We start from the raw sequence: 13,743 nt of genomic DNA on the forward strand, positions 1-13,743 counted from the left end.
TTTTATATTAATTTTATTATACTACCTGATTCTCCAGGAATTGCTGGAGTAACTTCTAATCTTCTTGGAATTCTAATTTTTAAGTCTTCAACATGACTTATAATTCCTATTTTCATTGCATCTTTCCATCTAATCTCTTCTAGAATTTCAATAACCCTATCAAGAAGAGTGGCATCTAAAGTTCCAAATCCTTCATCTAAAAAGAAAAATTCAAGTTGTATTTTTCCTTTTAACTGCAGTTGGCTAGATAAAGCTAGTGCTAATACAAGAGATACAATAAAAGTTTCTCCCCCTGAAAGTGTTGAACACTCTCTAGTAAAGTTACTATTAAAAGCATCTACAATATTAAAATCACAGTTATTGTCAACTGTTAAAATATATCGACCTCTTGTAATTTTTTGTAATCTTTTAGATGCTTCATAAGCAATATAATCTAATTTTTTTCTAGCTAAAAATTTTACAAATTTTCTTCCTTCAAATTTTTTCTGAAGAATAATTATATCATCTTGTTTTAAAGTAAGTTTATCTATTTTTTCTAAAAGCTCTTTAGACTCTTGAGCTAGTTGTTCAAGTCTGTTTAAATCACCTTTGTGCTCTGTAATCTCTTTAAAAAGATTTTGCTCTTGAGTTGTTAAAGCTTCAAGTTTTTCTTCTAACTCATTCCATCTTTCTTTATTAAAAACTCTATTATCAATAGATTTTATTATCTCGTCTTTTAAACTTTGATATCTTATACTATCTATTTCATATAATGATATTTTATCCTTTAATATGTTTATTTTACTATCCTCTAAGATATGTTTTAATATGTCTTCAATAGACAAAAATCCATTTTTAGTAGCTTCTATTTTCAGCCACTCTTTTTTATCATTATAAGTATCTTTTAAATGATTATTCTTTTCTTCTAAACTAATTACTTCAAGAGAAAGAGTTTGAATAGTATTAAAATCCTTGAAGATATTATCTCTTACTTTTCGAAGAGATATATCTAAACTTTCCTTCTTATTAGAAACCTCACGATACTCTCTATCCATATTTTCTAGTAGGGTTTTTCTACTACTAATAAAATCTAAAGAATCACTTTCAAGTTTAAGTAAAGATATATTCTCTCTCTCCTCTAAAATTTCCTTTTCATATATAGTTAATTTTTCTTTAATCTTATTTAACTCACTTTCTTTTTGAGCTATATTAGATGAATAATTTTTTATATTCGATTTTAAAGTAGAAATTTTATTATTTAACTCTTTTTCATTTTCTAAAAGCTCTTTTTCTTTAACTTTTAAATCACCTATCATATTTTCTTTAATTTGAAGCTCATTTTTTAGATTATCTATATTATCTAATTCATTTAATTCACTTAATTTTTCAAGATGATAATTAAGTTTTGTATCTATTTCTACTATAGTTCGTTCTAACTGCTCCTTTGTTTTAGATAATTCATCTAAAATAGATGTGTCTATACTTTGAATCTCTTTAGCTGGATTTGGATGATCCTTTGATCCACAAACAGGACAAGATTCTCCATGGATAAGATTTTTAGATATTTCGAAAGCTTTACTTTCAAGATGCTGTTTGTTAATATTTTCTATTTTTTTCAAATAACTATCTAACTCTATTACTATTGAATCTTTTAAAGCCTTTTCTTTTTTAATCTCAGCCTCTAATTTATTTTTTTCTTTTAATTTTTCCTCTAATAATTTAATATCAGTGTTTAATTTTTTTATTTCATTTTCAAGAGAGATTAGCTTCTCTTTATCTATTTTCTCAAGATTTTGAAGATTATTATTTTCACTTTCCAGTGATACACTATCAATTTTTAATTTTTCATATAAAGATTTTAAATCAGAAGATATTGAGTCAGAATCCTTTAAAGTTTCTTCTAAAAGCTTTTCTTTAAACTTTAATGATCTAATATATTGATCTCCTTTACGTAAGTTATCAAGTTCAGTATAATCCACTTTTAAATTATCTAGTTCTAACATTAATTTGTCTAATTCAAGTTGTTTTTCTTTTTCTTGTTCTTTAAGAATTTCAAGAGCGGAGTTTAGATTCTCTAAAGTATTTTTTGATTTTAAAAGACTAGTCTGATTATTTAAAATACTTTCTTTAAGATTTGTTATTTCATCAATAATACTTTTGAAAGATTGTGCAACTTCGTGCTTACTTAAGATATTTTTACATAGATTAATATCCTCTTTGTCTAAATCTAATCTTTGAAGTTCATATATATATGACTCTAGTTTTTCAAATAAAACTTTTAGTTCTTTTAATTCATTATATTCCTGAGATAGTTCTTTTTTACTCGACAAAAGATTATTATATTCTTCCTCTTTAGTTGTTAAAGTGGTTTTAAGATTATTTATTGTTTCTAAGGAACAATCACCTTTTCCTTTAATTTGGTTTTCTAAAGAGGTGATCTCCTCTTTCAATTTATTATTTCTAATTTTTATTTTTTCAGACATTTTAGTTCCATATCTTTCTAAATCGAAGATATTTTCTAACATAGTCATTTTGTCAGCACCTTTTAATTTTAAAAACTCACTGAACTTACCCTGAGGTAAAACAACTGATCTCGTAAAATCATTTACATTTATACCAAAGAATTCATTTATTTTACTTTCTACATTTTTAACTGTATCAGCTATAACATCTCCATTTAAAATTAAAATGGGATTACTTTGTTCAAACTTCTCTTCACCCTTTCTAGAAAACTTTTTCTTATAACATCTAGTTATTTCAAAGATATCTTTTCCAAGTGCAAATTTAAAATAAACCTCTAAAGTATTACTATCTTGGTTTAAACATGGTCTTATATTTTTTCCTTTACTACCCATAGTTCTTGGTATTTCATCAAATATTGCAAAAATCATGGCATCTAATATTGTAGATTTTCCACTTCCAGTTTCACCAAAAATACCAAAAAGTCCAAGAGTTGTAAGGGCATCAAAGTCAACTACCTGCTTTTTAGAAAAGCTTTGCAATCCAGTTATTTCTAATCTAATTGGTCTCATTACTTTCTCCCTCCTCTAAAATTTCTAAGAAAAGTTTCGTTATGTTGTCATTTGGAGGTAATCCCATTGTTTCTTCTTTATAAAACTCAATAAAAGCCTCTTCAAGAGTTTGTTCGTTACAATTTGTAACTTCAATTTCTTTTGATTTTGTTTTTACGATTGGAACTATTTCTAAAATATTTTTATTAGATTTAATTTTTCTAATAACAGAATTTGTAAGAGGTTCTTCTAACTCTACATTTAAATAGATCCATTCGTTTTTATCGATAAGTTCTAGTGATTTATTGATAGCCTCATCTGCTCCAATTACATCATATTCTCTAATAGGCTTATAATTTTCTAAAGGTATTTCCTTTACAGTAGTTGAATCTTTTAATATATCAACTACAAAAACCTTTTTATCAAATTTATTTTCAGTTACCCTATACTCGATAGGAGAACCACAATAGTAAGCTTTTTTGTTTGCAAAGCACATTGGTTTATGAACATGTCCTAAAGCTATATAATCGACATCAGGTAAATCACTAGTAGAAATTGCACGTGAGCCTCCAAGTTCTAAAGCAACTTCACCCTCTCCCATAGATCCAGCCACATAGATATGAGTCATTACTACACTAGGTATATTTTCGTTATTGTAACGAACACCCTCTTCTAAAATCTCTTTGATTCTAGTATTGAACTTGACATCATCAAAAGTTTCATTTAAAGTAGCTTCACTTGGAAATGGAAGATTGTATATATATATTTTTTTATTGTTTTTTTCTATGAAAATTCCACCTGGAACAGAGTTGTAAATATTTAGAGTGCCGTATTTTCCGATATTAATTTCTTGAAATGCACTATCATAGATTATAACTCCATAGTCTTTAGCTAAGTGAGATACAGCAGTTAATCTTTGAGGATTATCATGATTTCCAGGAATTATAATAATTCCTACTTCACCATTTAAAGATAACTGTTTTATACTGTCAAAAAATAGCTTCTCAGCTTCAGCTGATGGATTATAAGTGTCGTATATGTCTCCCGCTAAAAGAATTAAATCAATGTTTTCCTCTTTTATAACTGTCTCTAGAGCATTAATAAATAGTTTTTGTTCTAATATTCTTGATTGTCCTTCAAGCTTTTTGCCTAAATGCCAATCAGAAGTGTGAAGTACTCTCATAAAAGCCCCTCCTAAATTATTTCTTCTTTAATACAGTGTATCACTGAATTTAGCAAAATTCAAATTTTAAGGTAAAATAAAAAAGGCTGTCTATAAGACAACCTTTTCATTTTAAAACTATTTTCCTGTCATTCTTTTTAAAGCATTAGCTACAAACTCAACTTGAGTTCCAACTATAATTTGAACAGAAGTTTTACTTGGTTTTAATACTCCAGCTACTCCTAATTTCTTAATTTCTACTTCATTTACTAATGAACTATCTTTAACATCAAGTCTTAATCTAGTGATACAGTTATCTATAGTCACTAAGTTATCAGTCCCACCTAAAAGTGGTAACATTCTTTCAGCTAACTCATCATTTGTAGAAGCTTTTGATGGAGCATTTTCCTCTTCAGAAGGATCAGCATCCTCTCTTCCAGGAGTCTTAAGATTAAATCTTGTAATGATAAAGTAGAAGATAAAGTAGTATAAGAAGAAGAATACAATACCTTGTATAACTAACATATACCATCCTGTAGCTAGTGGGTTTCTAGATGATAAAAGCATATCTATTAATCCAGCAGAGAATCCAAATCCAGCAATCCAGTGCATAGTAGCAGCTATAAATAAAGATATTCCAGTTAATATAGCATGAACTAAATATAATCCAGGTGCAACGAACATGAATGCAAACTCTAGTGGCTCAGTAACTCCTGTTAAGAAAGTTGCAAATCCAGCAGCAATCATGATAGATTTAATTTTATCTTTATTCTCTGGTTTAGCTGTTTTTACGAAAGCAACTGCTGCTCCTAAAAGACCAAACATCATAATTGGGAAGAATCCAGCTTGATACATTCCAGTAACTCCAGGGATTCCAGTTCCATTTGCAATTGATTGAGCTCCACCTAAGAATTTAGGGATATCATTGATTCCAGCAACGTCAAACCAGAATACTGAGTTTAAAGCATGGTGTAATCCAACAGGAATTAAAAGTCTGTTTAAGAATCCGTAGATTCCAGCTCCAACAGCTCCCATTCCACTGATTCCCTCTCCAAAGTTAACTAGCCCATCATAAATTGTTGGCCATACATACATTAAAAGGAAAGCAACTATAATCATAACAAATGATGTAATGATTGGAACTAATCTCTTTCCACTAAAGAATGATAAAGCCTTAGGTAACTCAACATCGCTAAATCTGTTATATAAAGCTGAAGAGATAACTCCAACTAAGATACCTATAAATTGGTTATTTATTTTACTAAATCCAACAGGTACATTGTCTATTTTCATAATTTGTCCAACAGCACCAGGTGATAATAATGTAGTAAGTACTAAGAAACCTACTAAACCTGTTAAAGCAGCAGAACCATTTTTGTCTTTAGACATTCCAAAGGCAACACCAACAGCAAATAATATAGGCATTTGATCTATTATCGCAGCCCCCGATTTAATTAAAAATGCAGCTAACGCACTATTTCCTCCCCAACCAGTTGGGTCAATAAAGTAACCTAATCCTAATAAAATTGCAGCAGCTGGTAAAACTGCAACAGGAACCATTAGTGCTTTACCTATTTTTTGTAAATAACTAAACATTTTTCCCTCCTAAATATATTTGTTTTTGAAATTTTATTTCTAACATATTTTATAATAAAAGAATTATTGTGTCAAGTACAATTCATATTTTAATAGAACATATTAGTTATATTGGATACAGTAAAATTATTTCTTTACTTTATTTGAAAATATGATATAATAATAAAAGATTAATTTAATAAATAGGCGATGGAGTTCGCCATTAAACGCGAAAGCTAATGACTCCTACTCTTTTTTAAGGGTAGGAGTCTTTTTTATTTCAAGGAGGAGAGAGATGAATTACTTTATTGTTTTACTTTTTTTTATTTTTTTAGCATTTTATTCAAATTATGTAGGGAAGATTTTTGAAAAGATTAAGTTCCCGTCTTTAATTGGAATGATGATTGCAGGAGTTTTAATTGGACCATATGGTTTAAATAAAACACCAGAGTTAGCTCTTGAATTAGCACCAATTTTAAAAGATATAGCTTTAATAATCGTTTTATTTATTGGGGGACTTGGTATAGGTGCAGATCAAATAAAAAAAATAGGTCGACCAGCTATATTGTTAAGTATTATTCCTGCAACTTTAGAAGGTTTTGCAATAGCATATTTATCAACTATTTTTTTAGGTTTTACTTTTATTCAAGGAGCTATTTTAGGGTTTATTATAGCTGCTGTTAGCCCAGCAGTTTTGATTCCATCTATGGTAAGTTTAATAGATAAAAATATTGGTCAAAAAAAATCTATTCCACAGTTATTATTAGTGGGAGCATCTGCAGATGATACAATAGCTATTACTCTATTTACATCTTTTTTAGCAATATATTTTCAAAAACTCGATGGTGGAACTTTTGATTTTAAAACTCAAATATTTCTTATACCAGTATCTATTATAGTTAGTTTAATAATCGGATGGTTAGTGGGATTAATTGGGAAATATAGTTATTTAAAAATAAATAATAATAAGATAAAAATAGCTATAGTCTTCATGCTTTGTTTAGCTCTTAGATTTATAGAAAATAAGTTTCATTTTTCATTATATAACTCATTATTGACAATAATGTCTCTAGGATTTTTTATTCGTTATTATGAAGAGGAAACGTATAAAGAGATTCATAAAGGGATGAATGAGATATGGAAATACGGAAAAATATATTTGTTTACTTTTGTTGGAATGGCTATAAATCCAGGATTAGTAGGTGGTTACTTTTTTATTGGATTAACAATTTTAACTTATTCTTTATCTATAAGATCAATTGGAGTTTTAATTGCTTTAATTGGTACAAATTTAACATACAGAGAGAGATTGTTTTGTGTTATTGCATATTTACCTAAAGCTACTGTTCAATCAGCAAAAGCTGGTATTCCACTTCAAATGGGAGTTGTTGGTGGAGAAGTAATGCAAGCTATAGCCATTTTAAGCGTTTTAATAACAGCTCCTTTAGGTGCTATAGGTATAAATTCTACATATAAAAAACTGTTAGAAAATTCTTAAATAAAAAAAACAAAAAAATAAAAAGGAAAAATAAGATTTTTAAGTACAAACACTGTATTAGGTTTTATTTTACAAAAATTTATATTTTGAGGTGATTGAGTATGATTGAGTTTAAAAAAGTTACAAAATCTTATGATAAAAGAACACTTATTTTAAAAAATATAGATTTTAAAATAAAAACTGGAGAGTTTGTCGTTTTAATTGGAGAATCTGGTTGTGGGAAAACAACAACAATGAAATTAATAAATAGACTTATTGATCCATCTAGTGGTGTTGTACTTATAGATGGAGAAGATATAAGTACAGTGGATCCAATAATTCTTAGAAGAAGAATTGGGTATGTTATACAAAAAGAGGGACTTATGCCTCATATGACTATTGGTGAGAATATAGAGCTCGTTCCTAAACTTTTAAAATGGGAAAAAGAAAGAAGAAAAAATAGAGCTTATGAATTATTAAATCTTTTAAATCTTGATCCTGAAATATACTATGAAAAATATCCTCATGAAGTATCGGGAGGTCAAAAGCAAAGAGTTGGAATAGCTAGAGCTTTGGCTACAAATCCTGATATAATTTTGATGGATGAACCATTTTCTGCATTAGATCCTATAACTAGAGAAAGTATTCAAGATGAAGTTTTAAAACTACAAAAAGAGTTAGGAAAAACTATTATATTTGTTACTCATGATATGGATGAAGCTATAAAATTAGGAGAGAGAATAGCGTTTCTAAAAGATGGAGAGATTTTGCAATTTGATACTCCAGATGAAATTTTAAAAAGGCCAGCTTCTGAGTATATAGAGCAGTTTATTGGAAAAGATAGAATTTGGAAAACTCCTAAAAAGTTACTTGTTTCAGATATAATGTCTAAACACTATTGGACAATTGAAAAAAGAAGTAATATCTCTAGAGCTTTTAATCTTTTAAAAACTCACGATACAGATTTTCTTATTGTTACTGAAACAGAGGGTGGAAGATATAGTGAACCTATTGGGATAATATTTAGAAAAAATTTGATTTATGCTATGGAAAATAATATTTTAAGAGTAAGAGATATTATGGATAAAGAGTTTACTACTATAGATAAAGATAGTAATTTACTGGATGTTTTAAATAAAATGTCTAGTATAAATGCAAAAGTTATACCTGTTGTTGATGATAGAAATAGATTAACGGGAGTTATAACAAATTTAGGACTGGTTAATGCTATTAGTAAAATAGCTCCATCTCCTGAAGTTGAAGAGGAATCTATAGGAGCGGGTGATGCTATATGAACTCATTTATAAAATATTTTATAGAAAAACTACCTGAGGTTCATGTTGCACTTATGCAGCATATAGAGATAACAGGTCTTGCTGTAGCTATAGCAATTATAATTGGGGTTCCAATAGGGATTTTTATAATTAGAAGTGAACGACTTTCTAAAGTAGTTTTAACTATAGCTGGAATATTTCAAACAATACCTAGTTTAGCATTATTTGGTCTGATAATTCCTATTATGGGAATCGGAATAAAGCCAGCAGTATTTGTACTTTTTTTATACTCGCTATTACCAATTATAACAAATACGTATATTGGAATAAAAGGTGTAGATAAATCTACAATTCAAGCTGCTATTGGTATGGGGATGACTAATTTCCAAGTTTTGACTAAGGTTAAATTACCAATTGCTGTAGCAGTTATAATGGGTGGAATTAGAATTTCAACTGTTGCTACAATAGGCACAGCTACAATTGCAGCACTAATTGGAGCTGGCGGATTAGGAGAACTTATATTTAGAGGAATATCTACAAGTAATAACAATTTGGTTTTAACAGGAGCTATTCCAACTGCTATTTTAGCTTTTGTAGCAAATTATTTTTTAGGAGTTTTGGAAAAAGTATTGACTCCTAGTGGAATGCTAACAAATCCGAAAGAAAAAAAGAAAAATATAAAAATTTTAAAAATAGTTTTAGCTATTTTAGTACTAGGAATTGGATTTAGAATATATGAAAATAATAAAAATAGAGGTATTCCAACAATTGTTGTGGGACATAAAAATTATAATGAGCAAAGAATTTTAGGTGTTATGATGTCTCAAGTAATAGAAGCTAAAACTAATTATAAAGTAAAAACAGTAGAGCTTGGAACAGGAACAGTTATATTTGAGGCTATTAAAAGTGGAGATATTGATGTGTACCCTGAATATACAGGTGTAGCATACGCAGCTTATTTAGGAAAGAAAGAGAAGGCAGATGCTAAAACTGTATTTGATATTATAAAATCTGAATATTTAGCAGATCACAATTTAGATATTAGAGAACCTATGGGATTTGAAAATACATATGCTTTTGCTATGAAACCAGAAGTAGCTCAAAAGTATGGAATAAAAACTATTAGTGATTTAAAAAGATATGCAAATAATATGGTTTTGAGTGGTCCTCATGAGTTTATGGAGAGAGAAGATGGACTTTTAGGAATACAAAAAGCTTACAATATAAGATTTAAAAGTATTTTGTCTATGGATCAGGGATTGGTTATTAACTCTTTAGTTTCAGATAAGATTGAGGTTGCTTTAGTTTATTCTACAGATGGATTGATAGCTAAACATAAGTTACTTCTTTTAGAGGATGATTTAAAGTTTTTTCCACCTTACGAAGTTGTAGTTACAATGAGAAAGGGGTTTGAAAATACAAAAGGAGATGTTATTGAAGCGTTAGACTCTCTTATAGAAGCTTTAAATGAAGATGAAATGCAAGAGTTGAATCTTTTAGCAATTGAAGGAAATGAACCTATTGAAAATATTATCAACAAATTTCTCCAAAATAAAGGTATTATAAAATAATAAAAATAAAAGAAAGCTGAAGAGTTTTAATTCTTCAGCTTTTGTAATTTTATTCAATCTGATATTTGATTAATTTTGTTATAAGAATATAAAATATCCTAATAGTGGTAGTGTTAAAATTAACACAGGTATATTTAATTCTTTATATCTTCCAGTTAATACCTTTATAATTACATGAGATATAATACCCATGCTCATTCCAGATGCCATGTTATCTGTAAATACAGTAAACATAATTGTAATAACAGCTGGAACAAATTCAGTCATATCGTCCATATCGATAAACTTCATACTTGTCATCATAAGGATACCTATAAAAATTAATGCTGGTGCTGTTGCAGCAGATGGAATTATATAAACAATTGGTGTTAAGAAAATTGTAAATATAAAGCAAATTCCTGTAGATATTGCAGTTAGACCTGTTCTTCCTCCCTCTTCAACTCCAGCTGCTGACTCTAAAAATGTTGTTATTGTTGTAGAACCAAATAATGCTCCAACAATAGTTGCTATAGAATCAACTAGGAAAGGTTTATCTACTTCTGGTAAATTACCATTTTCATCTAAAAGTCCAGCTTGTGCTGAAACTCCTAATAAAGTCCCTAGAGTACAGAAGAAATCTCCTACGAAAAATGTGAATATTAAAGGTAAAAATGCAAATTTTAATGCTCCCATTATATCAAGTTTAAAAGCTATACTAGATATTGATGGTGGCATAGAGAAAAAGCTCTCAGGTATTTGAGTTATCCCCATTGGAATTCCAAGTAGTGTAGTAATCACTATACCAATTAAAACTCCACCTCTAACTTTATTTAAAACAAGTGCAATTGTAATAAAAAGTCCGATTAAAGATAATATAGTATTTGGATTATAGATACTTCCCATAGATATAGTTCCATTAGAAATTGTCATTATTTGACCATTTTTAAATCCTACCATAGCTATAAAAAATCCAACAGCTACTCCTATAGCAAACTTTAAGTTTTTAGGAATTGCTTCTACAATAAGTCCTCTTAATCCGAAAACTGTAAGAACTAAAAAACCTATTCCAGATAAAAATACCATTCCCATAGCTGTTTGCCAATTAACCATTCCTCCAGCGACTAGAGTATAGGCGAAAAATGCATTTCCTCCCATAGCTGGTGCCATAGCAAATGGTCTATTTGTATAAAGACCCATAACGATAGAAAAAGCAGCTGATAGCAGAGCAGTTACAATAGTAACAGCTTTAACATCCATTCCAGCAGCACTCATAAATAAAGGCTGAACTATTAAGATGTATGCCATCGTCATAAAAGTTGTAATTCCAGCAGTTATTTCTGTTGAAATTGTAGTGTTATAATGGCTAAGTTGAAAGTAAGAATCAATAGCCCTTAGCACACCATTATTCTTTTGTTTAATGTTTTCCATTACTCCTCCTAATAATAAGCCATTTACGGTGGCTTGTAGAAACTCCTGACCTTATTACAGGATTATATCAGTGATAAAAATACAGACTATTGTACTATATTTCACAAAATTTGTCAACTTTTTTGTTTTTGAGTATTTAAAATATAAAAATATAAATAATAGTGAGTTGTTTTATTCGCTTATTTTTAATAAAATTAATGATAAGTAAAAATAATAATTACAATAAATTAAATCGCATTATAAAACTACATATAATGCCTCTTATCTGAAGTTTTATTAATTAAAAATAATTATTATTTTTAATAATATTGAAAATATTGTAAGTTTTTATAAAATATGAGATAATAATATGGTATAAAACATATAATAAGGAGGTTTTTAGCTATGTATAATGTTACAAGAGATATGTTAATTGAAATTTTAGAAGGATATATTAAATTAGCAAAAAAATTAGATGGAGAGTTAGTTGTACTAAATAAAGTTGACGATGAAGCTGATGAGTTTTTAATTGAAAATATAAAAGATTTTAATCTTATAAAAACAAAGAAAAACGATTTACTAGAGATTACTATTTACGTTGATGATGAAGATGAGGTATATGAAGAATTTGTTATTGGCGATGGAAGTGATTATTCAAAAGTACAAAAAAATATTTATGAAAAATTTCCTAAGTATTTCAAAGTAGGATCTTTAGAAAATAAGTCCGATTCAAAAAAATCTGGAAAAACAAAAGAAAACCAGGTTAATAAAGATTCTCAAAATAATCATTTTCAAAAATTTATGAAAAAAAATAAATAAGTTTATAATAAAAAGAGCAACTCCAATATTTTTTTACTTTGGAATTGCTCTTTCATTTTTTATAAAAAATTATTTTTTATAATTAATAATTTATCTTTTTTTAACGTTTTTATACTTCTTTCTGTCTAATACAAGGTATATTATTGTAATCAATTCTATCAAACATAGAAGAGAAACAATTCCAAAAGCTAATTTATAGATATTTTTAGCTGAAGTTTTCTCTGTTTCAAGAAGTTTTATATTAATTTCTTGTAAATTGTTAGTTAAGTTTCCAGAAGAAGTAGTTTCATCTTTATTTACTGAATTATTATTTTCCATATTTTTTTGTATAGGTCTATTATTAGATGAGTTATCTATTTGAAGTTTTTCTCCTGTAACTTTTATTTCTTGTGATGGAATTATTAAATTTTCATATTTTTCTGTTTTAGTATTAAAATATGGAATAACTATTTCTGGAGTTTTTTCAATACCTCCATTTTTAGGAATAAATGCTACTTCAAATGTTTTTTCATTATAATAATTCTCACCTTTGATCTCTTCACTATAATTTTTAACGCTTTGGAAAATATTAAAATCATTTTGGTTTTCAATAGGTAAATTTTCGAGTAAAGCTAGATTACCACTACCAGATAGAGTTAAATTTAAAGTGATAGCTTGTCCAACATTAACCTCTTTATTTTTCCAGTTCTCTTTATAAGTAAGAGTCCCTACAATATCTTTAAAATTTTTAGGTGTATCTACAGGTAGGGGTTTAATATCTATTTTTAAATTATCTCCACCAACTAAAGTTGTATTTTCGTAGAAAAAATCTCTTGTAGGTTCTCCAACTTTAACCTCACTTGTTACGATATTTTTTTCACCACTACTATTAGCTTGTAAGATTCCTTTAAATATGTTAAGTTCAATGGCTTGTTTTCCTTTATAATCTATTTGATTTTGTATATAACTATTGTTATTATATTTAGTAATATCTTTTACTGAAAAATCTTGGAAATTTGGTGCTTTAACTTGAGAAAAAGAACTAATGTTAACAGTACTTATAAAATTCTCTTGAAAAGGTATTTTTTCACCAAAATAATAACTTTTTTTAGGTATATCTACTTGTAAAGCAAATCTATCTTCCATAACTTTATCTAGTTGCTTATTCTCTCTTACATCTATTTGAAGAGCTTTTTCATTACCTTTTTCAGTGATAACTTTTAGTGTAAATTCACCATCTTTCTTTGGCTTTAATCTATAAACATCACTTTTAACTGATGTTGTTTTTCCATTGATTACATTATAACTGTTACTAGAACCTTTGGATAAAACATCAAAATTTTCCAAGCCTTCTATTTTGTATCTTTCTTTATCTTCATTTACAAATGAAACTTCTAAATTAAAAACTTCATATTTTGAAGGAGATAAATTAGAAGAGTTTAATATTAATTCAGAAAAAGTTAATTTACAAAGCATTAACATTATTAAAAATAAATTAATTTTTTTCATT

At 27.9% G+C, this 13,743-nt stretch carries 9 protein-coding genes and 2 riboswitches; of the genes, 4 read left to right on the plus strand and 5 right to left on the minus strand.

Features of this window, described 5'->3' with window-relative positions:
- Positions 1-2: 2 nt before the first annotated feature.
- The 3 genes from H5J23_RS11500 to nagE all read right to left on the minus strand — a co-directional run bounded on the left by H5J23_RS11500 (position 3) and on the right by nagE (position 5,748).
- Positions 3-3,011 (minus strand): SbcC/MukB-like Walker B domain-containing protein, encoded by a 3,009-nt coding sequence (locus tag H5J23_RS11500; protein ID WP_185892336.1) that lies wholly within the window; start codon positions 3,009-3,011, stop codon positions 3-5.
- Positions 2,998-4,173: an exonuclease subunit SbcD gene (locus H5J23_RS11505; protein WP_023050311.1), complete on the minus strand. Its 1,176-nt coding sequence runs from the start codon at positions 4,171-4,173 to the stop codon at positions 2,998-3,000. Before H5J23_RS11505 ends, H5J23_RS11500 begins: the two co-directional genes overlap by 14 nt.
- Positions 4,174-4,290: 117 nt before the next feature.
- On the minus strand, positions 4,291-5,748 hold the full coding sequence (nagE, locus tag H5J23_RS11510) for an N-acetylglucosamine-specific PTS transporter subunit IIBC (protein ID WP_023050310.1): 1,458 nt from the start codon (positions 5,746-5,748) through the stop codon (positions 4,291-4,293).
- 176 nt (positions 5,749-5,924) lie between these two features.
- A riboswitch (Fluoride riboswitch) is annotated at positions 5,925-5,983 on the plus strand.
- A gap of 39 nt (positions 5,984-6,022) precedes the next feature.
- Between nagE and H5J23_RS11515 the strand changes: the two genes are divergently transcribed.
- The 3 genes from H5J23_RS11515 (at position 6,023) to H5J23_RS11525 (ending at position 10,049) form a co-directional block, all read left to right on the plus strand.
- Positions 6,023-7,225 (plus strand): sodium:proton antiporter, encoded by a 1,203-nt coding sequence (locus H5J23_RS11515; RefSeq protein ID WP_185892338.1) that lies wholly within the window; start codon positions 6,023-6,025, stop codon positions 7,223-7,225.
- A 101-nt stretch (positions 7,226-7,326) separates the two neighbouring features.
- Positions 7,327-8,499: a betaine/proline/choline family ABC transporter ATP-binding protein gene (locus H5J23_RS11520; protein WP_185892340.1), complete on the plus strand. Its 1,173-nt coding sequence runs from the start codon at positions 7,327-7,329 to the stop codon at positions 8,497-8,499.
- A complete protein-coding gene (locus H5J23_RS11525; RefSeq protein WP_185892341.1) occupies positions 8,496-10,049 on the plus strand; it encodes a glycine betaine ABC transporter substrate-binding protein in 1,554 nt (517 codons plus the stop codon). The genes H5J23_RS11520 and H5J23_RS11525 overlap by 4 nt, the downstream gene beginning before the upstream one ends.
- 78 nt (positions 10,050-10,127) lie before the next feature.
- Here the strand turns inward: H5J23_RS11525 and H5J23_RS11530 are convergent, their stop codons facing one another.
- Entirely contained in the window at positions 10,128-11,456 is a 1,329-nt protein-coding gene (locus H5J23_RS11530; RefSeq protein ID WP_185892342.1) for an NCS2 family permease, read from the minus strand.
- Positions 11,449-11,546, minus strand: a riboswitch (purine riboswitch). Its footprint overlaps the gene before it by 8 nt.
- A 294-nt stretch (positions 11,547-11,840) precedes the next feature.
- Between H5J23_RS11530 and H5J23_RS11535 the strand changes: the two genes are divergently transcribed.
- On the plus strand, positions 11,841-12,254 hold the full coding sequence (locus H5J23_RS11535) for a hypothetical protein (RefSeq protein ID WP_185892343.1): 414 nt from the start codon (positions 11,841-11,843) through the stop codon (positions 12,252-12,254).
- A gap of 90 nt (positions 12,255-12,344) precedes the next feature.
- Here H5J23_RS11535 and H5J23_RS11540 read toward each other — a convergent pair whose 3' ends face one another.
- Positions 12,345-13,742 (minus strand): BatD family protein, encoded by a 1,398-nt coding sequence (locus tag H5J23_RS11540; RefSeq protein ID WP_185892344.1) that lies wholly within the window; start codon positions 13,740-13,742, stop codon positions 12,345-12,347.
- Between the last annotated feature and the right edge of the window lies 1 nt (position 13,743).

It is taken from the genome of Cetobacterium sp. 2G large (assembly GCF_014250655.1).
In the GTDB taxonomy this organism is placed as follows: Bacteria; Fusobacteriota; Fusobacteriia; order Fusobacteriales; family Fusobacteriaceae; genus Cetobacterium_A; species Cetobacterium_A somerae.

What these genes read in the sequence shown, in the direction of transcription:
- H5J23_RS11515 (WP_185892338.1), top strand. Translation starts at nt 6,023, where the DNA reads ATGAATTACTTTATTGTTTTACTTTTTTTTATTTTTTTAGCATTTTAT.
- H5J23_RS11500 (WP_185892336.1), bottom strand. Translation starts at nt 3,011, where the DNA reads ATGAGACCAATTAGATTAGAAATAACTGGATTGCAAAGCTTTTCTAAA.
- H5J23_RS11505 (WP_023050311.1), bottom strand. Translation starts at nt 4,173, where the DNA reads ATGAGAGTACTTCACACTTCTGATTGGCATTTAGGCAAAAAGCTTGAA.
- H5J23_RS11540 (WP_185892344.1), bottom strand. Translation starts at nt 13,742, where the DNA reads ATGAAAAAAATTAATTTATTTTTAATAATGTTAATGCTTTGTAAATTA.
- nagE (WP_023050310.1), bottom strand. Translation starts at nt 5,748, where the DNA reads ATGTTTAGTTATTTACAAAAAATAGGTAAAGCACTAATGGTTCCTGTT.
- H5J23_RS11530 (WP_185892342.1), bottom strand. Translation starts at nt 11,456, where the DNA reads ATGGAAAACATTAAACAAAAGAATAATGGTGTGCTAAGGGCTATTGAT.
- H5J23_RS11535 (WP_185892343.1), top strand. Translation starts at nt 11,841, where the DNA reads ATGTATAATGTTACAAGAGATATGTTAATTGAAATTTTAGAAGGATAT.
- H5J23_RS11525 (WP_185892341.1), top strand. Translation starts at nt 8,496, where the DNA reads ATGAACTCATTTATAAAATATTTTATAGAAAAACTACCTGAGGTTCAT.
- H5J23_RS11520 (WP_185892340.1), top strand. Translation starts at nt 7,327, where the DNA reads ATGATTGAGTTTAAAAAAGTTACAAAATCTTATGATAAAAGAACACTT.